This window comes from Cupriavidus laharis (assembly GCF_914271435.1).
Taxonomy (GTDB): Bacteria; Pseudomonadota; Gammaproteobacteria; order Burkholderiales; family Burkholderiaceae; genus Cupriavidus; species Cupriavidus laharis.
The window spans coordinates 159,170-181,259 of sequence record NZ_CAJZAI010000004.1 but is presented as its reverse complement, the minus strand read 5'-3'; the positions used below and the strand labels follow the sequence as shown (position 1 = coordinate 181,259).

Below are 22,090 nucleotides of genomic sequence, written 5' to 3'. Positions count from 1 at the left end.
GCCAGGCTCAGTTGCCTGGTGTACGGGCCAACCGGTAGCCGCTGCCGCGCACGGTTTCGATCATATTGCTGTAGCCGCCAGGCGTCAGCGCCGCGCGCAGGCGCTTGATATGCACATCGACCGTACGCTCTTCGACGAAGACATGGTCACCCCAGACGTGGTCCAGCAGTTGCGAGCGGCTGTGTACGCGTTCCGGATGCGTCATCAGGAAGTGGAGCAAGCGGAACTCGGTAGGCCCAAGATCGAGCTTGATGAAGCCCGCCTGATCCTCGCCGGTCACGCGGTGCGTGGCCGGATCCAGCCTCAGGCCGTTGATGGCCACCACGTCATCGGTCAGCTGCGGGGCACGGCGACGCAGCACGGCCTTGATGCGGGCAAGCAATTCCTTGGGCGAGAACGGCTTGGTGACGTAGTCGTCCGCACCGGCCTCCAGGCCCATCACCTTGTCCTGCTCCTCGCTGCGGGCAGTGAGCATGATGATGGGAATCTGCTTGGTGCGGTCGTTGGCACGCAGCTCCTTGGCGAAGGTTGCGCCTGACTTGCCCGGAAGCATCCAGTCGAGCAGCACCAGGTCGGGCAGCACGTCGCTCATCAGCGACAGTGCCTGCTCGGCGTTGTAGGCCCGGATCGGATAGTGCCCCGCGTGCTGCAGGTTGACGGCGATCAGTTCAGCGATCGCCGGTTCGTCTTCGACAACGAGAATACTGCTTGGCATGTGTGTGTTTCTCCGGAGATGACGCTGCTCAGCTCAGCGCCTCGCGCTCCATGTCCTCGCGCGAGGTGTGGCGGACATCGGTCCCCTTGACGATATAGATGATGAACTCCGCAATGTTCTTGGCATGGTCGCCGATGCGCTCGACCGCCTTGGCCACGAACAGGAAGTCCAGCGCCACCGAGATCGTACGGGCGTCTTCCATCATGTAGGTAATCAGCTTGCGCACAAAGCCGCGGAATTCGTCGTCGATGGCCTTGTCGTCCTTGACGATGCGCGCGGCCGCCACCGTGTCCAGGCGGGCAAAGGCGTCCAGCGCCTGGCGCAGCAGCGAGATGGCCATCTCGCCCGACAGCTTCACTTCGGCGTAGTTGATATTATGCGCCGCTGCGTCTTCCATGATGTGCTTGGTGCGCTTGGCGATCTTCTCGGCCTCGTCCCCCGCGCGCTCCAGGTTCGTGATGGTCTTGGAAATCGCCATCACCAGGCGCAGGTCGCGCGCGGTGGGCTGGCGGCGCGCGATGATGTTGCCGCAGTCGGCGTCGATTTCGACTTCCAGCGCGTTGAGCTGCTGTTCGCGCACGATGACCTGATCGGCCAGCGAGGCATCGAAGTCGGCCAGCGCCCGCATGGCGAGCTCGATCTGCGACTCGACCAGGCCACCCATCTGCAGCAGCTTGGTGTTGATGGCATTGAGGTCGGCGTCGAATTGGGTGGACAGGTGCTTGTCGGGCATGGGATTCTCCAGACCGCTATGGGTTTCCGGGGCGTTGCGTGGCACAGGGGCCGGCGTCAGCCGAACCGGCCGGTGATGTAGTCTTCGGTTTCCTTGCGGTGCGGCTTGATGAAGATCTTCTCGGTCTCGCCGAACTCAATCAACTCGCCCAGGTACATGTAGGCGGTGTAGTCCGAACAACGCGCCGCCTGCTGCATATTGTGGGTCACGATCACCACGGTATATTCGTCTTTCAGCTCGGCGATCAGTTCCTCGATGCGCCCCGTGGAAATGGGGTCCAGCGCGGAGCACGGCTCATCGAGCAGCAGGACTTCGGGACGGATGGCAATGCCGCGCGCAATGCACAGGCGCTGCTGCTGGCCACCCGACAGGCCGTAACCGGACTGGTGCAACTTGTCCTTGGCCTCGTTCCACAGCGCGGCCTTGGACAGTGCCCACTCCACACGATCGTCCATTTCCGAGCGCGACAGCTTCTCGAACAGGCGCACACCAAAGGCGATGTTGTCGTAGATCGACATTGGGAACGGCGTCGGCTTCTGGAACACCATGCCCACCTTGGCGCGCAGCAGCGCGATGTCCTGGCGGCTGGTCAGCAGGTTCTCGCCGTCCATGTTGATCTCGCCCTCGGCGCGCTGCTCGGGGTAGAGGCCGTACATCTTGTTGAAGGTGCGCAGCAGCGTGGACTTGCCGCAGCCCGACGGGCCGATGAAGGCCGTCACCTTGCGGTCAGGGATCGACATGTTGATGTTCTTCAGGGCGTGGAACTGGCCGTAGAAGAAGTTCAGGTTGCGCACGTCGATCTTGGCACGCACGGAGTCGGGAATATCGATGACAGTCGAAGTCATGCTGGGTTCTCGCTTGGTATTCGGGTTCCGGTCCGATTGCTGGAATCGCGCGCCGGTCATGATTTCTTGAACAGGATGCGCGCCAGGATATTGAGCGCGAGCACGCCGATCGTGATCAGGAACACGCCCGCCCAGGCCAGTTGCTGCCATTCCGTGAACGGGCTCATGGCAAAGCGGAAGATGGTCACGGGCAGGTTCGCCATCGGCTTGTTCAGGTCGCTGGTCCAGAACTGGTTGGACAGCGCCGTGAACAGCAGCGGCGCGGTTTCGCCGGCGATACGCGCCACGGCCAGCAGCACGCCGGTGACGATGCCGGCGTAGGACGACTTGACCGTGATCGACAGCACCATCTTCCACTTCGGCGTACCGAGCGCGAAGGCAGCCTCACGCAGTGCATTGGGCACCAGGTTCAGCATGTTCTCGGTCGTGCGCACCACGATTGGAATCTGTAGCAGCGCCAGCGCGCACACGCCAGCCCAGCCGGAGAAGTGTCCCATGCGGGTCACCACCAGCGCGTAGACGAACAGGCCGATCACGATCGACGGCGCCGACAGCAGGATGTCGTTGATGAAGCGGATAAGACTGGCGAGCGGCGACGACTTGCCGTACTCGGCCAGGTAGATGCCGGCCAGGATGCCCAGCGGCGTGCCGAACAGCGTGGCCATCGCCACCATCACGAAGCTGCCGAAGATCGCGTTGGCCAGGCCGCCACCGGCGGTGTTCGGCGCCGGCGTCATCTGCGTGAACAGGTCCAGCGACAGGCCGCCCACGCCCAGCGTGACGGTGGTGAACAGGATCCACGCCAGCCAGAACAGGCCGAAGCCCATTGCCGCCAGCGAGGCAGTCAGTGCAAACAGGTTGGTGCGTCGGCGGCGCGTCTGCAGGCGTGCGCGCACGGCATCGGCGTCGGGCCGTACGGCCGGAATCGATGCAGAAGATACAGCGTGGCTGGCCTGGTTCATTTTGTCCCCTCATTCTTTGCCAGCCGCAGCAGCAGCAGCTTGGACAGCGCCAGCACCACGAACGTGATGAAGAACAGGATCAGGCCCAGTTCCATCAGCGCGGCCGTGTGCAGGCCGGCGCCCGCTTCCGCGAACTCGTTGGCCAGTGCGGACGTGATGCTGTTGCCCGGCGAGAACAGCGACACGTTGTCGAGCAGGTTGGTGTTGCCGATCACGAAGGTGACGGCCATGGTTTCGCCCAGCGCGCGGCCGAGGCCGAGCATGACACCGCCGATCACGCCGGCGCGGGTATAGGGTAGTACCACGTTCCACATCACTTCCCAGGTGGTGCAGCCCACGCCATAGGCCGATTCCTTGAGCAGCACCGGGGTGACTTCAAACACGTCGCGCATCACCGAAGCAATGTACGGAATGATCATGATCGCCAGGATCACGCCCGCGCACAGCAGGCCAATGCCCAGCGGGGCGCCCTGGAACAGCTTGCCGATCACCGGCAACTGGCCGACGGTAGCCGCCAGCGGCTTCTGGAAGTACTCGCCGAAGAGGGGCGCGAACACGAGCAGGCCCCACATGCCATAGACGATCGACGGCACGGCTGCCAGCAGCTCGATCGCCGTTCCAAGCGGGCGGCGCAGCCAGACCGGCGAAAGCTCGGTCAGGAACAGCGCGATGCCGAAGCTGACCGGCACCGCGATGATCAGTGCGATCAGCGAAGTGACGAGCGTGCCGTAGATAGGCACGAGCGCGCCATAGACGTCAGCGGGAGGATCCCATTCCGCAGTCCAGAGGAATCGGGCGCCGAACGCCTGGATCGAAGGCCAGGCACTGATGGCCAGCGACACGATGATGCCGCCCAGCAGGAGCAGCGTCACAATGGCGGCCCCGCGTGTCAGGCCGCCGAACAGGATGTCGCCTGTGCGGCTGGGCGGCCGTACGGCTGAGAGATCGGACGAAGTCGCCATGGTGCAGAGGATACGGTCGATGATTTGGCAGGCGCCGGCGGCAAGCCGCCAGGCCACTCAGCCGGCTGCGGCGCATGCCGCGGCCGGCTGCCATTCAGGCGGGCGGCTTAGTAAAGGGCCTTGCCCGAAGCGTCCTTGACGCTGGTCTTCCAGGTGGTGCGGATCTGGTTCACGACCGCTTCCGGCAGCGGCACGTAATCCAGGTCAGCAGCCATGTTGCCGCCGCTCTTGTAGGCCCAGTCGAAGAACTTCAGCACTTCGGCACCCTGCGCGGCCTTTTCCTGGCTCTTGTGGACCAGGATGAAAGTGGCGCCAGCGATTGGCCATGCAGCCTTGCCCGGCTGGTTGGTCAGGATCTGGTAGTAGCTCTTGCTCCAGTCCGCGCCGGCGGCGGCGGCCTTGAAGGCATCGTCGCCAGGCTGAACCACGGCACCGGCCGAGTTCTTCATGTTCACGTGGGTCATCTTGTTCTGCTTGGCGTAGGCATACTCGACGTAGCCGATCGCGCCATTCAGACGCTGCACGAATGCAGCCACGCCTTCGTTGCCCTTGCCGCCGGTACCGCCGCCCGGCCAGTTGACCGTGGTGCCCTCGCCCACCGAATTCTTCCAGTCGGGGCTGACCTTCGACAGGTAGTTGGTGAAGATGAAGGTCGTGCCCGAACCGTCGGCGCGGCGCACCGGCAGGATGTCCTGGCTCGGCAGCTTGGCGTGCGGATTCAGCGCCTTGATGGCCGGATCATCCCACTTCTTGATCTTGCCCAGGTAGATATTGGCCAGCACCTCGCCGGTGATGGTCAGATCGCCCGGCTTCACGCCCTGCAGGTTGATCACCGGCACCACGCCGCCGATCACCGTCGGGAACTGGACCAGGCCCTGCTTGTTCAGGTCCTCGTCCTTCAGGGGAGCGTCAGAGGCGCCGAAATCGACCGTCTTGGCGCCAATCTGCTTGATGCCGCCCGACGAACCGATGGATTGATAGTTGACCTTGTTACCCGTTGCTTTTTGGTATGCGTCGGCCCACTTGGAATAGACGGGCGCCGGGAAAGAAGCGCCTGCACCGGTAATTTCCGCCGCGAACGCAGTACCCGCTACGACCATCGAAACGATGCCTGCCACGGCAGTCTTGACCAGCTTCATATGTCCTCCAGAGAACATTGGTTGGGAATGACAAATTTTTGACAAGACGAACTCTATGCTCCGCATATGACAATTCCATGACATCTTTGAATCTTCCTGGAAGCCAGTACGGGCGCGGATAGCCATGGCCTGCCAATGCTCAACCGATGTCGGGAGATAACGTCGGTTAATTGCGTTAACAGACGAAAAAGCGCCGGGACGTGCCCGGCGCTTTGATACGAATGAAACTCGGCTAATGGCTATTGAGCTCAGGCTCGCAATGCCTCCGCCAGCGTCTGCGCGGCGCGCTCGGCGGTCTCGGCCTGCTCCGCCTCAACCATCACGCGGACCACGGGCTCGGTGCCGGATGCGCGGATCAGCACGCGGCCACGCCCCGCCAGTTCGGGCTCTACCACCGCACGCGCGGCCTTCAGGCCGGCATGCGATTGCCAGTCGAATCCCTTCTCGACGCGGACATTGATGAGCTTCTGCGGGAACAGGCTGACACCCTCCAGCAAGCCAGCCAGCGTCTTGCCACTGCGGCGCAGCGCCGCCAGCACCTGGAGCGCCGAGACGATGCCGTCGCCGGTGCTGTGCCGATCCAGGCACAGCAAGTGGCCGGAGCCCTCTCCACCCAGCGTCCAGCGGCGCTTGTTCAACTCTTCCAGCACATAGCGGTCGCCGACCTTCGCTCGCACGAATTCCACGCCGATCCGCTTGAGCGCAAGCTCCACGGCCATATTGGTCATGAGCGTACCGACTGCGCCTTCGACCGCTTGTCCTGCCGCCATGCGGTCGCGCACGATCAGGTACAGCAGTTCGTCGCCGTTGTAGAGGCGGCCTTCGCTGTCCACGACCTGCAGACGGTCGGCATCCCCGTCGAACGCGAGGCCCAGGTCGGCACCATGCTCTCTGACAGCTTCAATCAGCTTTGCGGGCTCGGTCGCGCCGTAGCCGGCATTGATATTGCGGCCGTCCGGCTGGTTGCCGATCGCGATCACATCGGCGCCGAGCTCATGGAAGACATGCGGAGCAATGTGGTAGGCAGCGCCGTGCGCGCAGTCCACGACCAGCTTGAGGCCACGCAGGTCCTGGCTGTTGGGGAACGTGCTCTTGCAGAATTCGATGTAGCGGCCAGGGGCATCGTTGATGCGCTTGGCACGGCCCAGCTCATCCGACGGCGCGCAGACCATCGGCTCTTCGATGGCGGCCTCGATCTGCGCCTCGACCTCGTCAGGAAGCTTGTCGCCGTCGGCCGAGAAGAACTTGATGCCGTTGTCGTAGTACGGATTGTGGCTGGCCGAAATGACCACGCCGGCCGACAGGCGCAGCGCGCGCGTCAGGTAGGCGATGCCCGGCGTCGGCAACGGGCCGGTCAGCAACACGTGCACGCCAGCCGAGGTAAAACCAGCCTCGAGTGCCGCCTCAAGCATATATCCCGAAATCCGGGTGTCCTTGCCGATCAGCACGGTAGGCCGTCCCTGTCCGGTGGCGGCGCCATGGGCCAGCACCTTACCGGCGGCATGCCCCAGCCGCATGACGAAATCCGGCGTGATCGGCAGTTCGCCAACCTTGCCTCGTACGCCGTCAGTCCCGAAATACTTGCGCGTCATTCCCTTTGATCCTTTCTTGCTTGCTCTGTCTGGCAACTATTGCTGTTCAACTGCTGTCACGGTTTCATTCCGGACCGCCCACCAGGTCTTGAGGGCATCCACCGTATCCTGCACATCATGTACTCGCACGATATAGGCTCCGCGCTCTGCCGCACATACCGCAGCGGCAATGCTCGCTGCCACACGCTGCAGCGGCGGCCGGCCACCCAGGATCGCGCCAAGCGTCGACTTGCGCGACAGGCCCACCAGCAGCGGCAGCCCGGCCTTCGCCAGCGCCGGCAACTGGCCCAGCAGGCGCAGATTATGATCCGGAGTCTTGCCGAAGCCAAATCCCGGATCCAGCGTGATGCGGGCGGGATCAATGCCGGCCTGGCGCAGCACTGCCACGCGTTCATCGAGGAAAGCGCCGACCTCGCCCACCACGTCGGCATAGTGCGGGTCTTCCTGCATCGTTTGCGGGTCGCGCTGCATATGCATCACGCACAAGCCAGCCTGCCCGCCCACCACCGCCTCGACCGCACCCGGCATCCGGAAGCCCCAGATATCGTTGATCAGATCGGCGCCCGCTGCCAGCGACGCACGCATGACCTCAGGCTTGTAGGTGTCGATCGACAGCGGCTTGCCGCAGTCGCGCAATGCCTCGACCACGGGAATCACACGGGCCAGTTCTTCATCGAGTGGCAAGGCCGCGGACCCCGGGCGACTGGACTCGCCGCCGATATCGATGATGTCCACGCCTTCGTCAATGAGTTGCTCGGCGTGCCGGAGCGCAGCATCTCGCGTGGCATGCTTGCCGCCATCCGAGAATGAATCGGGCGTGACGTTGAGGATGCCCATCACAAGCGGGCGGCGACCCAGCGCAAAGCGATAGCGGCCGCACTGGAAATGCCTGGTCTGCGAGATCTGCTGCACGGTGCGAAGCGGAAATGAATAGTAGAGGTTCTGCAGGCTGACCACGATCGGGCCACGCAGAAACGAGAAAGCCGGTGCCAAGGCACCGGCTTGTCGGAACAACTAGGCAGTCACAGTCCCGCGGAGGGGAAACCCGTGCCGTCAGGCCGTGGCAGGCGCATTGGTGGGCGCCACCGGCGAACCGCCGGACGGGGCATTGCCGCCACCGTTCGGGCCCGACACGCCGCGCGGCGGACGCGGCGGCTTGCCGGCCATGATGTCGTTGACCTGGTCCGCGTCGATCGTTTCCCACTCCATCAGCGCGGAGGTCATGGCCTCGACCTTGTCGCGGTTCTCTTCGAGCAGGCGCTTGGCCAGTGCGTACTGGTCGTCGATGATGCGGCGGATCTCGGCGTCGACCTTCTGCTGCGTGGCTTCCGACACGGTCTTCGACGACAGCTTGCCGAACATGCCGTCCTGCTCGGTATCCACGTAGACCATGGCGCCGAGCTCGTCGCTCATGCCGAAGCGGGTCACCATGTCGCGGGCGATCTTGGTCGCGCGTTCGAAGTCGTTGGACGCGCCGGTGCTCATGGCGTTGAGGAAAACCTCTTCCGCCGCGCGGCCGCCGAAGAGAATCGCGATCTCCTCGAGCATGTTGTCCTTGTACTTCGAATACTTGTCATGCTCCGGCAGCTGCCAGGTCACGCCCAGCGCCCAGCCACGCGGCATGATGGTGACCTTGTGCACCGGGTCTGCCTTGGGCAGCAGCTTCGCCACCACGGCATGGCCGGACTCGTGGTAAGCCGTGGCCTTGCGCTCTTCCTCGCGCATGACCGTCGACTTGCGCTCCGGACCCATGTAGATCTTGTCCTTGGCGTCCTCGAAGTCCTGCATGTCGACCACGCGCTTGTTGCGGCGGGCGGCGAACAGCGCAGCCTCGTTGACCAGGTTGGCCAGGTCGGCGCCCGAGAAGCCCGGGGTACCACGTGCGATCACCGAAGCGTCGACGTCGTTGCCGATCGGCACCTTGCGCATATGAACCTTCAGGATCTGCTCGCGGCCGCGAATATCCGGCAGGCCCACGTAGACCTGGCGGTCGAAACGGCCCGGACGCAGCAGCGCCTTGTCGAGCACGTCGGCACGGTTGGTCGCAGCGATCACGATCACGCCCGAGTTGGCCTCGAAGCCGTCCATCTCGACAAGCATCTGGTTCAGGGTCTGCTCGCGCTCGTCGTTGCCGCCACCCATGCCGGCGCCACGATGCCGGCCGACCGCGTCGATTTCATCGATGAACACGATACAGGGCGCCTGCTTCTTGGCGTTCTCGAACATGTCGCGGACACGGGCCGCGCCCACGCCGACGAACATTTCAACGAAGTCCGAACCCGAGATGCTGAAGAACGGCACCTTGGCCTCGCCGGCGATGGCGCGCGCCAGCAGCGTCTTGCCGGTACCCGGAGGGCCCACCAGCAGCACGCCGCGCGGGATGCGGCCACCCAGCTTCTGGAACTTCTGCGGGTCCTTCAGGAAGTCGACCAGCTCGACCACTTCTTCCTTGGACTCGTCGCAGCCGGCCACGTCCTGGAACGTGACGGCGTTCTGGTTTTCGTCGATCAGGCGCGCGCGGGACTTGCCGAACGAGAAGGCGCCGCCTTTCCCGCCCCCCTGCATCTGCCGCATCATGTAGAACCAGAACACGATGATCAGCAGGGTCGGCCCGAGGTAGTACAGGGCCTGAACCAGCACGTTGGGCTCGTCGTCAGCCTTGCCGGTCACCTGCACGCCGTACTTCATCAGGTCGCCGACCATCCAGATGTCGCCCGGCGAGATGATGGTGTACTTGGCGCCTTCCTTCGGCGACACCACGAGGTTGCGGCCCTGCACGTCGACACGCGACACCTTGCCGTTCTTGGCATCATCCATGAACTGCGAATAGGTGACGCCGTCCTGTGCACGGGGCTTGTCGAACTGCTTGAAGACGGTAAACAACACCAGCGCGATCACGAGCCAGATTGCCGCCTTTTGAAACAGGTTGTTATTCAAGGCCGAACTCCTTTGCGATTGCCTTGCCAACGGATAGCTGCATTGCATTGTAATGCAGCACCCGCCCCGAAGGGGTAACAGCGAAAACTATGGCGCCGATAGCCCAGGAGGGCCAAAGCGCCACGGTTTCTGCCGGATCCGTCAACTCACCACTTTGAGGTAACGCCCAAGGATAAATGTTTCAGAGGATTTGTCGCGCGACGCCTTGGGCTTGCGTTTGGCGACCACCTTGAACTGCCGCTTGAACTTCTCGACGATCTGGCTGTAACCGCTGCCGTGGAAACACTTTACCAGCAATGCGCCGTCCGCCTTGAGATGTGCCTGCGCAAAATCCAACGCCAGATCACACAGATATTCAATCCGGGCGGCGTCGGCAGAGGCCACTCCAGATAAATTGGGGGCCATATCCGACAATACAAGGTCGATCTTGGCGCCGCCGGAAGCCGCCATCACCACTTCCTCGAGCTGTCGAAATACCTCTTCCTCCCGGAAATCACCCTGAATGAAGGTGACATCCGCAACGGGCTCCATCGGCAGGATATCGATGGCCACCACGGCGCCGTCCGGCTTGCCGCCCGCCGCGCGCGGCGAAGCCGCCAGCTTGTTGCGCGCGTACTGGCTCCAGCTTCCGGGCGCCGCCCCGAGGTCGACGATGACGTGGCCAGGCTGGATCAGCTTGTCCTGCTCGTCGATTTCCTTGAGCTTATAGGCCGCGCGGGCACGATAACCCTCGCGCTGCGCCATCTTCACGTACGGGTCGTTGATATGGTCGTGCAGCCACGACTGGTTGAACTTGTTCTTGGACTTGCCTTTGGCCATTCTGATTACGCCTGTTTCCTGTCTGTTGGCGCCGCGAAGACGGGAACGCCCCAATTTCTTGCCTGTTTTGCCGTTTTTTGCCGCCAACCCGTACTGGTTTGGCGGATAATACGCGCCAATCGCATGCCAGCGGCGGCCACTCCGCCCCGCCATTGCCCGTACGGGCTGCTGGCAGCACTTTATTGCCTGCGCCGTCAGCGCCTATTTATGTCCGCACTCCAACTTATTCCAGCCCAGCGCTCCGAACTCCGCTCTCGTGCCCATGGCCTCAATCCGGTCGTCATGATTGGCGCGGAGGGCCTTACGCAAGCGGTGCTGGCCGAAATCGACCGTAGCCTGGCCGCTCACGACCTGATCAAGATCCGCGTATTCGGCGACGACCGCGAGGCACGCATCGCCATCTATGAAGCCATCTGCGATGAACTCGACGCCGCGCCGATCCAGCATATCGGCAAGCTGCTGGTCATCTGGCGCCCGGGCGAGGCCCGCCTGAAGGAAAACCAGCCGCAGGACCTGGGCCGCCACACACCGGCCCGCCGGGGTGCCGCCCCCCGCACCGTCACGGTGAAGAAGCCCAGCGGGGCGCCCAACCGCCGCCCGACGCGCAAGGAGGTGACCGTGCTGGGCAATGAACGCGTTACGGCTGGCGGCAACGTCAAGCGCTCCCGCGCGCGGCCGAGCAGCCAGAAGAAGAAGGCATTGGCCTGAACGACGGTGGCCCCTGACGGGCCACCTGCCATGGCTGGCCAATCCGGCCTATTTGGTCCTATCCGCGCTATTCGCCGGTCGAACGCGGCGCCGAAGCGCGCCACACCAGCGCCAGCGCCAGCAGGCTCTGCACCAGGTAGAAGGCGCTGGACACGCCATGCAGCATGCCGAACTGTTCGCGGAACGGCGACTCAGCCACCCCGACACCAAGCGCCATGGCCTTCTCCTTGAGGCTGCCCATGAACGGTTGGGTACCGAAATAGCCCACCAGCACGCAGCACAGCATGGCCAGGACCAGCCAGCGCAGTGCCCGATAGCGGTTGGCGCCACGCCGGATCAGCACATTGCACAGTACCATCTGCAGCACGCCGACGGTCACGCCGAGGATGGCCTCGGTCTGGAACAGGTGGCCGGCAATCATGCCCGCCGTTTCACGGCTGGGTAGCACGGCAAACAGCGTGGGGGCCACCATATAGCCCACCGTCCACAGGCTGCCGGCCCAGATGACCGTCAGCAGCAGGAAGATCCGGTGGGGCAGCGGCGGCAGGCTGGAGTAGGAAGAAGAGAACACAATCCGCGCGGTCGATTCGGTCGGCGAGCCGGCCTCAGATATAGCGGACGGTGATGACTTCGTACTCGCGTTCGCCGCCCGGTGCCAGCACGGTCGCAACGTCGCCTTCGAACTTGCCGATCAGTGCACGCGCGATGGGCGAGCTGACGGAAATCTTGCCGGTATCGAGATCAGCTTCGTCGTCGCCGACGATCTGGTAGCTCACTGCGCTGCCCGACTCCAGGTCTTCCAGGTCGACCGTGGCGCCGAACACGATGCGGCCGTCGGTGTCGAGCTGGGTCGGGTCGATGACCTGCGCCGTGGACAGCTTGGACTCGACCTCCAGGATGCGGCCCTCGATGAACGCCTGCTTTTCCTTGGCGGCATCGTACTCGGCATTTTCGGACAAGTCGCCCTGCGCACGGGCTTCAGAGATGGCATTGATCACCGCAGGACGCTCGACGGCCTTCAGGCGTTGCAGCTCTTCCTTCAGGAGCTCGGCGCCACGCTTTGTAATCGGAATGGTGCTCATGTCTTCGATCAACAAAAAAATGAGCCGCAGCGGAGCTGGAACCATGCCCGGCATCTGGCCAGGGCACTTCCGCTCAACCGCGGCTTTCGGATGGGAAAGGCGCCCGGGAAACCAGGCGCCGATCGACGAATTCGACGTAGTTTAGGCCAAGATGCCCGCCGGCAGCAACACCGGCGGGCCGACGGCCCTTGACGGGGCACAAAGGCCCCGTCCGGCTGCAATGTTACGCCAGCGACGCATGCAGGCCCTGCAGGTCATAGACCTCCAGGCTCTGCATGTGCTTCAGGCCCTCCACTGCGGCGCGCGCGCCGGCGATGGTGGTGTAGTAAGGCACACGGTGGGCCAGCGCCGAGGTACGGATCGAGCGCGAATCGGCAATCGCGCCGCGGGTCTCGTCCACCGTGGTGAACACCAGCGCCAGTTCGCCGTTCTTGATCATGTCCACGATGTGCGGACGGCCGTCCTTGACCTTGTTGACCACCTTGACCGGGATGCCCGCGGCTTCGATGGCCGAGGCCGTGCCGCGCGTGGCAACGATCGGGTAGCCCATGTCGTGCAGCATGCGGGCCACGGCGACGGCACGCACCTTGTCGCTGTCCTTCACAGTGATCAGCACGGTGCCCTCTTCGGGCAGGCGCGAACCGGCGGCGAGCTGGCTCTTGAACAGCGCCTCACCGAAGGTCTTGCCCACGCCCATCACTTCACCGGTGGAACGCATTTCAGGTCCGAGGACCGGATCGACGCCCGGGAATTTGTTGAACGGGAACACCGCTTCCTTGACGCTGTAGTACGGCGGCACCACCTCATCGACAATGCCCTGCGAGTCCAGCGACTGGCCGGCCATGCAGCGTGCGGCGATCTTGGCCAGCTGCATGCCGGTAGCCTTGGACACATAAGGCACCGTACGCGAGGCACGCGGGTTCACTTCCAGCACGTAGACGGTGTCGACTCCGTTGTTCTGCTGGATCGCGAACTGCACGTTCATCAGGCCGACCACGTTCAGCGCCTTGGCCATGGCGGCGGTCTGGCGCTTCAGTTCGGCCACGGTCTCGGCCAACAGGGAATACGGCGGCAGCGAACAGGCCGAATCGCCCGAGTGCACGCCAGCCTGTTCGATGTGCTCCATCACGCCGCCGATGAACACGCGCTTGCCGTCGGACAGCGCATCGACGTCACATTCGATGGCGTCGTTCAGGAAGCGGTCCAGCAGAACCGGCGAGTCGTTCGACACCTTCACGGCCTCGCGCATGTAGCGCTCGAGGTCGCGCGGCTCGTGCACGATTTCCATCGCGCGGCCACCCAGCACGTAAGACGGGCGCACCACCAGCGGGTAGCCGATTTCCTCGGCCAGGCGCAGCGCTTCGTCCTCGGCACGCGCGGTGCGGTTGGGCGGCTGGCGCAGGCCCAGTTCCTGCAGCAGTTTCTGGAAGCGCTCGCGGTCTTCCGCGGCATCGATCATGTCGGGGCTGGTGCCGATGATGGGCACGCCGTTGGCTTCCAGGTCGAGCGCCAGCTTCAGCGGGGTCTGGCCGCCATACTGCACGATCACGCCGACCGGCTTTTCAATGGCCACGATCTCCAGCACGTCTTCCAGCGTCACCGGCTCGAAGTACAGGCGGTCCGAGGTGTCATAGTCGGTCGACACGGTTTCCGGGTTGCAGTTGACCATGATGGTCTCGTACCCGTCCTCGCGCAGCGCCAGTGCGGCGTGCACGCAGCAGTAGTCGAACTCGATGCCCTGGCCGATCCGGTTCGGGCCGCCGCCCAGCACCATGATCTTCTTCTTGTCGGTCGGGTTGGCCTCGCACTCGCCATGCTCGGCCTCGTAGGTCGAGTACATGTAGGCGGTGTTGGTGGCGAACTCGGCCGCGCAGGTGTCCACGCGCTTGTAGACCGGACGCACGTTGTTGGCGATGCGCGCCTCGCGCACGGCCTTGGCATCGGTCTTCAGCAGCTTCGCCAGGCGACGGTCGGAAAAGCCCTTCTGCTTCAGGTGGCGCAGCTCGGCAGCCGACAGGCTTTCCAGCGTGCGTGCCTTGATCTGGCCTTCGGTCTTGACGATGTCCTCGATCTGGGCCAGGAACCACGGGTCAATGTCGGTCTCGGCGTGTACCTCTTCCAGCGACATGCCGATACGGAACGCGTCACCCACGTACCAGATGCGGTCCGGGCCTGCCTCGCCGATCTCCTCGACGATCTCGTCGCGGTCGGCGGACTTCTCGTCCAGGCCATCCACGCCGACTTCCAGGCCACGCAGGGCCTTCTGGAACGATTCCTGGAAGGTACGGCCCATGGCCATCACCTCGCCCACCGACTTCATCTGGGTGGTCAGGTGGCTGTCGGCCTGCGGGAACTTCTCGAAGGCGAAACGCGGCACCTTGGTGACCACGTAGTCGATCGACGGCTCGAACGAAGCCGGGGTCGCACCGCCGGTGATCTCGTTCTTCAGCTCGTCCAGCGTGTAGCCGACGGCCAGCTTGGCCGCGACCTTGGCGATCGGGAAACCCGTGGCCTTCGAGGCCAGCGCCGACGAACGCGACACGCGCGGGTTCATCTCGATCACGATCATCCGGCCATCCTTCGGATTGATCGAGAACTGCACGTTCGAACCGCCGGTGTCGACGCCGATCTCGCGCAGCACGGCCAGCGAGGCGTTGCGCAGGATCTGGTATTCCTTGTCGGTCAGGGTCTGGGCCGGCGCCACGGTGATCGAGTCGCCGGTGTGGATGCCCATCGGGTCCAGGTTCTCGATCGAGCAGATGATGATGCAGTTGTCCGCCTTGTCGCGGACAACTTCCATCTCGTATTCCTTCCAGCCCAGCAGCGATTCTTCGATCAGCAGCTCGCGCGTCGGCGACAGGTCCAGGCCGCGCCTGCAGATTTCTTCGAATTCCTCGCGGTTGTAAGCAATGCCGCCGCCGGTGCCGCCCAGCGTGAACGACGGGCGGATCACGATCGGGTAGCCGCTGGTGCCGGTTTCCTGCGCGATGCGGGTCTGCACGGCCAGCGCTTCGTCCATCGAGTGCGCAATGCCGGACTTGGCCGAGCCCAGGCCGATCTTGGTCATCGCGTCCTTGAACTTCTGGCGGTCTTCGGCCTTGTCGATGGCTTCCGGCGACGCGCCGATCAGTTCCACCTTGTACTTGTCCAGCACGCCATGGCGATGCAGGTCCAGCGCGCAGTTCAGCGCGGTCTGGCCGCCCATGGTCGGCAGGATCGCGTCCGGGCGCTCCTTCTCGATGATGCGCTCGACCACTTCCCAGGTGATCGGCTCGATGTAGGTCACATCGGCCGTGGCCGGGTCGGTCATGATGGTCGCCGGGTTCGAGTTGACCAGGATGACCTTGAAGCCTTCTTCGCGCAGCGCCTTGCAGGCCTGGGCGCCGGAATAGTCGAATTCACACGCCTGGCCGATGATGATGGGGCCGGCGCCGATGATCAGGATGCTCTTGATGTCTGTGCGTTTTGGCATTGCACTATCTCTTTTTTGGCCGGCCGCCCGTTCGGGACGGCCGCACCGGAATATCAGGAATCCCGCAGGATTCGGAAAATCAGCTCAGGGTGGCCGTGGCCAGCTTCGCGCCGAAGCCGATGAACATGGCGCCCACGCCGCTCGACACGCCCGCCGACAAGCGGCGACGGCGGCGGAACGCGGCAGCCAGTTTCACGCCGACGAAGATCAGCGTCGTCAGGTACAGGAAGCTGAAGATCTGCACAACCACGCCCAGCGCGAGGAACGCCAGCGCCGGATAGCCGAAGCCCGGGTCGACGAACTGGATGAAGAACGAGATGAAGAACAGGATGGCCTTGGGGTTCATCAGGCTGATGACCAGCGCCTTGCGGAACGGGCTGGACTGGTCGATGGGCATGGCTGCGGCAGCGTTGATGGCCTGCCCCGCCTGGCCAGCCTGACCAGCCTTCGTCCAGTTGCGCACCGCCCCGCGCAGCATGTTGAACCCGATCCAGCCCAGGTAGGCCGCGCCGATGTACTTCACCACGTAGAACAGCGCCGGGCTGGCCTTGAGCAGCGAAGCCACGCCTGCCGCCGACAGCACCATCAGCACCGCATCGCCGAGGAACACGCCGCACGCACCCTTGTAGCCGGCGCGCACGCCGCGCTGCGCCGCCACGGACAGCACATACATCGAGTTCGGCCCCGGCAGCAGCACGATGAAAACCGTGCCCAATACATAGGTCCAGAAGTCGGTGATGCCGAAGGCGGTATGCATGAAGGCGTTCATGGCGTGTCCTTGTTCCCTGCTCGTTCCTGTTCTTGAATGGCCTCGCCCTTACTTGCGCGCGTCCGCCATCATCTTCGTGAAGCGGTCGAACAGGTAAGCCACATCGTTCGGGCCGGGCGACGCTTCCGGGTGGCCCTGGAAGCAGAACGCCGGCTTGTCGGTCAGCGCGAAGCCCTGCAGCGTGCCGTCGAACAGCGACACATGGGTCACGCGCGCGTTGGCCGGCAGGGTTTCCGCGTCCACCGCGAAGCCGTGGTTTTGAGACGTAATCATCACACGACCATCATCCAGGTCCTTGACCGGATGGTTGGCGCCGTGGTGGCCGGCCTTCATCTTCAGCGTCTTGGCGCCGATGGCCAGGGCCATGATCTGGTGGCCAAGGCAAATGCCGAAAGTCGGGATACCGCGCTCGATGAACTCGCGCGTGGCGGCGATCGCGTAGTCGCACGGTTCCGGGTCGCCGGGGCCGTTCGACAGGAACACGCCATCCGGATTCAGCGCCAGGGCATCGGCCGCGCTGGCCTGGGCCGGCAGCACCGTCACCTTGCAGCCGCGCTCGGCCAGCATGCGCAGGATGTTGAACTTCACGCCATAGTCATAGGCGACCACGTGGAACTGCGGCTTGTCCTGCTTGCCGTAGCCCTTGCCGAGCGCCCATTCCGACTGCGTCCACTCGTACGGCTCCTTGACCGACACCACCTTGGCCAGGTCCATGCCGGCCAGGCCGGGGAACGAGCGGGCCAGGTCGATGGCCTTCTGCACATTGTCCTCGCCGGCCAGGATGCAGCCGTTCTGGGCGCCCTTCTCGCGCAGGATGCGAGTCAGCTTGCGGGTGTCGATACCCGCGATGGCGACGACCTTTTCCTGCTTCAGGTAATGGCCGAGCGTGTGCTCCTTGCGGAAATTCGACGCCAGGATCGGCAGATCCTTGATGATCAGGCCGGCGGCATGGACTTTCGTGGCTTCAACATCCTCGCGGTTGACGCCGTAATTCCCGATGTGCGGATACGTCAGCGTGACGATCTGCCGGGAATAGCTCGGGTCGGTGAGGATTTCCTGGTAACCGGTGATGGCGGTGTTGAACACCACTTCGCCGATGGTATGGCCGGAAGCGCCAATGGAATAGCCACGAAAGACCGTGCCGTCTGCAAGCGCGAGAATGGCGGACGGGAAAGACGGTAACACGGGTAGGCTCCTGCTGGACTCACCCCGTGACCGACCTGATCAACGCCTCGTGCCCCCAGGGAGAGATCCGGTACGGCTGCATCGGCAGGTTGCCATTGCGGCGCGACTCGGTCGCAGCATGCTCCTTGCGTCGCATATTCCAATGCTGGCGAAGGCTGCGCGGTGGGGGCGGCGGAAGGTGGAAAGCGGTAGGCGCTAGGGTGAAGGGTTCTGAAAGCGAAACTTTCGAATTATATCCCGCACCCGGCAATTTCTCAAGTTTTCAAGGACTTGCGCGCGACCCGGCGATGCTTGCACCACCCGGCCCGGACGCCTCCGCCCCGGACGCGCTGCCCTATGCAGCCGGCGGCACCACCGCCGTTACCTCGATCTCCACCTTGGCGCGCGGCTCCACGAGGTCGGCCACTTCGACCGCCGTCATGGCCGGGAAATGCCGGCCGATGATGTCGCGGTAGTGCTGGCCGATGACCGGGTAGGCGCCCACGTATTCCGCCTTGTCCTTCACATACCACGTCATGCGCGTGATGTGTTCGGCCTTCGCGCCGCCCGCTTCCAGTACGGCAACGATATTGCGCAGGGTCTGGGCCACCTGCAGGCCGAAGTCGTCGGTTTCGAACTCGCACTGGCCGTTCCAGCCGATCTGGCCTCCGACGAAGATAAGCCGGCTGCCGGCCTGCATCTCCGTCATGATGCCGTTGGAATAGCCGCGCGGTGCGGCCCAGTCGGGCGGCTGCAGAATCTTCATGATGGCTTCCTGATATCTATCTCGGTTACTCGAATCGCTTTGAATCTTCAGAGGCCCTGGCCCCGTCGGGTGCGGCCAGGGAGGCATCCAGGTACTGCGCCATGGCTTGCCGCACGGGCTCCGGCAACGGCCTTGGCGCGATCTTGCCCGTATCCACGCAGACCAGCCGCTGCGTCACTTCCAGCCGCAAGCCTGCGTCGGGGCCCACAAACCGCACTTGCACCGTGAAGCTGGACTGCCCCAGCTTCGCCACGCGCAGTTCGCGCGTGAGCGTTTCGCCCAGGCGGCTGGGCGCGGTAAAGCGGCAGTGCAGGTCGGCAGTGGGCACGCCGGCGTGGCCGGCACCGTGCATGGCATTGAAGGGCCAGTCCAGCGCCTGGGCGAACCAGTCTTCGATGAAGTCATTGAGCATCTCGAAGTAGCGCGGATAGAACACGATGCCGGCGGCATCGCAATGCCCGAAACGCACCAGTACGGTGTTGCGGAACACGGCGCTCATGGCTGCCCCGCCGCGGCCGCTCCGCCGTTGCCCTGCTGCGCCAGCTGGCGCAGCCGGAAGCGCTGCAGCTTGCCGGTTTCCGTGCGCGGCAGCGCCGGCACGAAAACGATGCGCCGCGGGTACTTGTACGGCGCGATCTGCCGCTTCACGTAGTCCTGCAGCGCCGTGCGCGTGGCGTCGCTGGCCTCCACGCCCTCGCGCAGCACAACGTAGGCCGTCACCACCTGGCCGCGCTCCGCGTCCGGGGCGCCGACCACACCGCACTCGGCCACGTCCTTGTGCTGCATCAGCGTGCTCTCCACCTCCGGGCCGGCGATGTTATAGCCGGCCGAGATGATCATGTCGTCGGAGCGTGCCTGGTAGAAGTAGTAGCCGTCCTCGTCCATGTAGAAGGTGTCCCCGGGCAGGTTCCATCCGGCCTTTACATAGTTGCCCTGGCGCGGGTCGTCCAGGTAGCGGCAGCCTGTGGGGCCGCGCACCGCGAGCTTGCCCACCGTCCCTGGCGGCACGGGCTGCATGTCCTCGTCGACGATCTGCGCGACGTAGCCCGGCACGACCTTGCCGATAGCTCCCGGCTTCACCTCGGCGCCGGCGCTCGAGATGAAGATATGCATCATCTCCGTGCCGCCGATGCCGTCGGTCATCTCGATGCCGGTTGCCGCCTTCCACGCCTGGCGCGTGGCATCGGGCAGCGCCTCGCCGGCCGACACGCTCTTCTTCAGGCTGCGCAGGTCGTAGCGCGAAGCCAGCGCGGCCATCTGGCGGTAGAAGGTCGGTGCGGTGCACACGATGGTCGCGCGGAAGTCCGCGATCAGTTCCAACAGCCCGTCCGGCGTGAGCTTCTCGGCCAGCACGGTGCTGGCACCGATGCGCCACGGAAAGCACAGGATGCCGCCCAGCCCGAAGGTGAAGGCGATCGGCGGCGTGCCGCAAAAGATGTCGTCCGGCTCCGGGCGCAGCACGTGGCGGGGAAACAGATCGCACATCGCCAGCACGTCGCGGTGGAAGTGTACGGTGCCCTTCGGCTGGCCGGTCGTGCCGCTCGTGAATGCGATCAGGCAAATGTCGTCGGCCGCCGTGTCGCAGGCATTGAACGTCTCGGGCTTGCCGGCCATGGCGGCTTCCAACGAACCCTCGCCCTCGCCGTTGAAATACAGCGCCTGCGTCAGGCTCGGGCAGTGGAACTCTCCGCCCTGCTGCAGGTTGGCCTCCAGCTCTTCGCGCAGCCTCGCGTCGCACAGCGCCGCGCTGACCTCTGCCTTGTCGATGATCTGCTTGAGCTCCTTCGCGCGCAGCAGCGGCATGGTCGGCACGGCGATCAGGCCCGCCTTGATCGTCGCGAGCCAGCTCGCGGCCATCATCAGGTTGTTGGGCCCGCGCAGCAGTACGCGGTTGCCCGGCACCAGCCCCATGTCCTCGGTCAGCACATGGGCGATGCGGTTGCTCAGCGCCGACAGCTGGGCATAAGTGATGGTCTCGATCTCGCCGTCGCGCCGCTGACGGACGGCCACGCGCTCGCCGCGGCCTTCGCGCACGTGCCGGTCAACCAGTTCCACGGCGCAGTTCATGCGCTCGGGGTAATCGGTGTCCGCATTGAAGACGAACTCTGGCCACGCTTGCGGCGGGGGCAGCCGGTCGCGGGCAAAGGTATCGAGATGGGCTGTGGTCGCCATGACTTGTCTCCTGTCTGCTGTATCGCTGACTTGGTGGTTTGGCTATGTTCGGGCGGATGCCGTGCCGGCTCAGCCTGCCGCCGCCGCGAGCGTTTCACGCGCGATGATCAGCTTCTGCACTTCGGTGGCGCCTTCGTAGATGCGCAGCGAGCGGATCTCGCGATAGAGCCCCTCCACGCGCGTGCCGACCTTGACGCCCAGGCCGCCGAACATCTGCACCGCGCGGTCAATCACCTGCTGCGCGTTCTCGGTCGCCACCATCTTGGCCATGGCCGCCTCGCGCGTGGTGCGCACGCCCTTCACGTCGCGCAGCCACGCCGCGCGATAGGTCAGCAGCGCCGCCGCGTCGATGGCGGTGGCCATGTCGCCGATGGCGGCCTGCGTGAGCTGCAGATCGGCCAGCACGCCGCCGAACATCGGCCGCGCGCGGGCGCGCGCCAGCGCCTCGTCGAGCGCCGCGCGGCCGAAGCCGAGCGCCGCCGCCGCCACCGAGGCGCGGAAGATGTCCAGCGTCATCATCGCCACCTTGAAGCCCTGCCCGGACTCGCCCAGGCGGTTCGCCACCGGCACGCGGCAATTGTCGAAGCGCAGCGTGGCCAGCGGGTGCGGCGCCATCACGTCGATGCGCTCGGCGATGCTCAGGCCCGGCGTGTCGGCATCGACCACGAAGGCAGAGATGCCGCGCGCGCCGGGCGCCTCGCCGGTGCGCACGAACACGCAGTAGAAATCCGCAATACCGCCATTGGAGATCCAGGTCTTGGCGCCATCGATCACATAGTGGCTGCCGTCGGCATCGAGCCGCGCGCTGCACTGCATGGCCGCCACGTCCGAACCGGCTTCCGGCTCGGACAGCGCAAAGGCGGCGATCGCCTCGCCGCGCGCCACGCGCGGCAGGTAGCGCTCGCGCACCTCCGGGGTGCCGGCAAGAGAAATCGCGCCGGAGCCGAGGCCCTGCATGGCGAACGCGAAGTCGGCCAGGCCATCATGGCGGGCCAGCGTTTCACGCAGCAGGCAAAGCGAACGCGAATCGAGCGCCGGCAAGGCGCCGCCATGCGCGGCGGGCACGCAGTAGCGCAGCCAGCCGGCTTCGCCGAGCTGGCGCACCAGCGCGCGGCAGGCGGCGTCGGTATCGCTGTGGTCCACCTTCAGGTTCGCCGCGCACCACGCGTCCAGGTCGCGCTCCAGCGCGCGGTGCGAATCGTCGAGCAGGGGCAGGTCGAGATAGGTCTTGTCGGACATCGGGAATCTCTTTG

20 protein-coding genes are annotated in these 22,090 nt (G+C 64.6%); 1 reads left to right on the top strand and 19 read right to left on the bottom strand.

Features of this window, described 5'->3' with window-relative positions; all coding sequences use genetic code 11:
- Positions 1-7 precede the first annotated feature (7 nt).
- The 10 genes from phoB to LDO29_RS10730 all read right to left on the bottom strand — a co-directional run bounded on the left by phoB (position 8) and on the right by LDO29_RS10730 (position 10,704).
- Positions 8-715 carry a phosphate regulon transcriptional regulator PhoB gene (gene phoB / locus LDO29_RS10775; RefSeq protein ID WP_224079778.1) on the bottom strand — a complete coding sequence of 236 codons (708 nt, stop codon included), beginning with the start codon at positions 713-715 and terminating at the stop codon, positions 8-10.
- 28 nt (positions 716-743) lie between these two features.
- Complete coding sequence (phoU, locus tag LDO29_RS10770; RefSeq protein WP_224079777.1) at positions 744-1,448, bottom strand: phosphate signaling complex protein PhoU; 705 nt, start codon at positions 1,446-1,448, stop codon at positions 744-746.
- Positions 1,449-1,504: 56 nt separating this feature from the next.
- On the bottom strand, positions 1,505-2,293 hold the full coding sequence (pstB, locus tag LDO29_RS10765) for a phosphate ABC transporter ATP-binding protein PstB (RefSeq protein ID WP_224079776.1): 789 nt from the start codon (positions 2,291-2,293) through the stop codon (positions 1,505-1,507).
- 56 nt (positions 2,294-2,349) lie between these two features.
- Positions 2,350-3,255, bottom strand: a complete 906-nt coding sequence (gene pstA / locus LDO29_RS10760; protein ID WP_224079775.1) for a phosphate ABC transporter permease PstA — start codon at positions 3,253-3,255, stop codon at positions 2,350-2,352.
- Positions 3,252-4,217, bottom strand: a complete 966-nt coding sequence (gene pstC, locus LDO29_RS10755) for a phosphate ABC transporter permease PstC (protein ID WP_224079774.1) — start codon at positions 4,215-4,217, stop codon at positions 3,252-3,254. The genes pstA and pstC overlap by 4 nt, the downstream gene beginning before the upstream one ends.
- Before the next feature lie 107 nt (positions 4,218-4,324).
- On the bottom strand, positions 4,325-5,356 hold the full coding sequence (pstS, locus tag LDO29_RS10750) for a phosphate ABC transporter substrate-binding protein PstS (RefSeq protein ID WP_224079773.1): 1,032 nt from the start codon (positions 5,354-5,356) through the stop codon (positions 4,325-4,327).
- A 248-nt stretch (positions 5,357-5,604) separates the two neighbouring features.
- On the bottom strand, positions 5,605-6,948 hold the full coding sequence (gene glmM, locus LDO29_RS10745) for a phosphoglucosamine mutase (protein ID WP_224079772.1): 1,344 nt from the start codon (positions 6,946-6,948) through the stop codon (positions 5,605-5,607).
- 36 nt (positions 6,949-6,984) lie between these two features.
- Positions 6,985-7,851 carry a dihydropteroate synthase gene (gene folP / locus LDO29_RS10740; protein WP_449720080.1) on the bottom strand — a complete coding sequence of 289 codons (867 nt, stop codon included), beginning with the start codon at positions 7,849-7,851 and terminating at the stop codon, positions 6,985-6,987.
- A gap of 150 nt (positions 7,852-8,001) precedes the next feature.
- Entirely contained in the window at positions 8,002-9,885 is a 1,884-nt protein-coding gene (ftsH, locus tag LDO29_RS10735; protein ID WP_224079771.1) for an ATP-dependent zinc metalloprotease FtsH, read from the bottom strand.
- Positions 9,886-10,026: 141 nt separating this feature from the next.
- Positions 10,027-10,704 (bottom strand): RlmE family RNA methyltransferase, encoded by a 678-nt coding sequence (locus LDO29_RS10730; protein WP_224079770.1) that lies wholly within the window; start codon positions 10,702-10,704, stop codon positions 10,027-10,029.
- 207 nt (positions 10,705-10,911) lie between these two features.
- Here LDO29_RS10730 and LDO29_RS10725 point away from each other — a divergent pair, with 207 nt between their 5' ends.
- Entirely contained in the window at positions 10,912-11,412 is a 501-nt protein-coding gene (locus LDO29_RS10725) for a YhbY family RNA-binding protein (protein WP_224079769.1), read from the top strand.
- Between the two features lie 67 nt (positions 11,413-11,479).
- On the opposite strand, the gene LDO29_RS10720 is transcribed toward LDO29_RS10725, so the two are convergent.
- The 9 genes from LDO29_RS10720 to LDO29_RS10680 all read right to left on the bottom strand — a co-directional run bounded on the left by LDO29_RS10720 (position 11,480) and on the right by LDO29_RS10680 (position 22,076).
- Positions 11,480-11,983 carry a DUF4149 domain-containing protein gene (locus LDO29_RS10720; protein ID WP_224079768.1) on the bottom strand — a complete coding sequence of 168 codons (504 nt, stop codon included), beginning with the start codon at positions 11,981-11,983 and terminating at the stop codon, positions 11,480-11,482.
- A 34-nt stretch (positions 11,984-12,017) separates the two neighbouring features.
- Positions 12,018-12,494: a transcription elongation factor GreA gene (gene greA / locus LDO29_RS10715; RefSeq protein WP_224079767.1), complete on the bottom strand. Its 477-nt coding sequence runs from the start codon at positions 12,492-12,494 to the stop codon at positions 12,018-12,020.
- A 223-nt stretch (positions 12,495-12,717) separates the two neighbouring features.
- A complete protein-coding gene (carB, locus tag LDO29_RS10710) occupies positions 12,718-15,966 on the bottom strand; it encodes a carbamoyl-phosphate synthase large subunit (RefSeq protein WP_224079766.1) in 3,249 nt (1,082 codons plus the stop codon).
- Between the two features lie 79 nt (positions 15,967-16,045).
- The gene (gene leuE, locus LDO29_RS10705) at positions 16,046-16,735 is read right to left on the bottom strand and encodes a leucine efflux protein LeuE (protein ID WP_224079765.1); all 690 of its coding nucleotides are present in this window, start codon (positions 16,733-16,735) and stop codon (positions 16,046-16,048) included.
- A gap of 48 nt (positions 16,736-16,783) precedes the next feature.
- Complete coding sequence (gene carA, locus LDO29_RS10700) at positions 16,784-17,920, bottom strand: glutamine-hydrolyzing carbamoyl-phosphate synthase small subunit (protein ID WP_224079764.1); 1,137 nt, start codon at positions 17,918-17,920, stop codon at positions 16,784-16,786.
- Positions 17,921-18,254: 334 nt separating this feature from the next.
- Positions 18,255-18,665 carry a RidA family protein gene (locus LDO29_RS10695; protein ID WP_224079763.1) on the bottom strand — a complete coding sequence of 137 codons (411 nt, stop codon included), beginning with the start codon at positions 18,663-18,665 and terminating at the stop codon, positions 18,255-18,257.
- Between the two features lie 25 nt (positions 18,666-18,690).
- Positions 18,691-19,164: an acyl-CoA thioesterase gene (locus LDO29_RS10690; protein WP_224079762.1), complete on the bottom strand. Its 474-nt coding sequence runs from the start codon at positions 19,162-19,164 to the stop codon at positions 18,691-18,693.
- Complete coding sequence (locus tag LDO29_RS10685) at positions 19,161-20,837, bottom strand: AMP-binding protein (RefSeq protein WP_224079761.1); 1,677 nt, start codon at positions 20,835-20,837, stop codon at positions 19,161-19,163. The genes LDO29_RS10690 and LDO29_RS10685 overlap by 4 nt, the downstream gene beginning before the upstream one ends.
- 69 nt (positions 20,838-20,906) lie before the next feature.
- Positions 20,907-22,076 carry an acyl-CoA dehydrogenase family protein gene (locus LDO29_RS10680; protein WP_224079760.1) on the bottom strand — a complete coding sequence of 390 codons (1,170 nt, stop codon included), beginning with the start codon at positions 22,074-22,076 and terminating at the stop codon, positions 20,907-20,909.
- Positions 22,077-22,090: the final 14 nt, after the last annotated feature.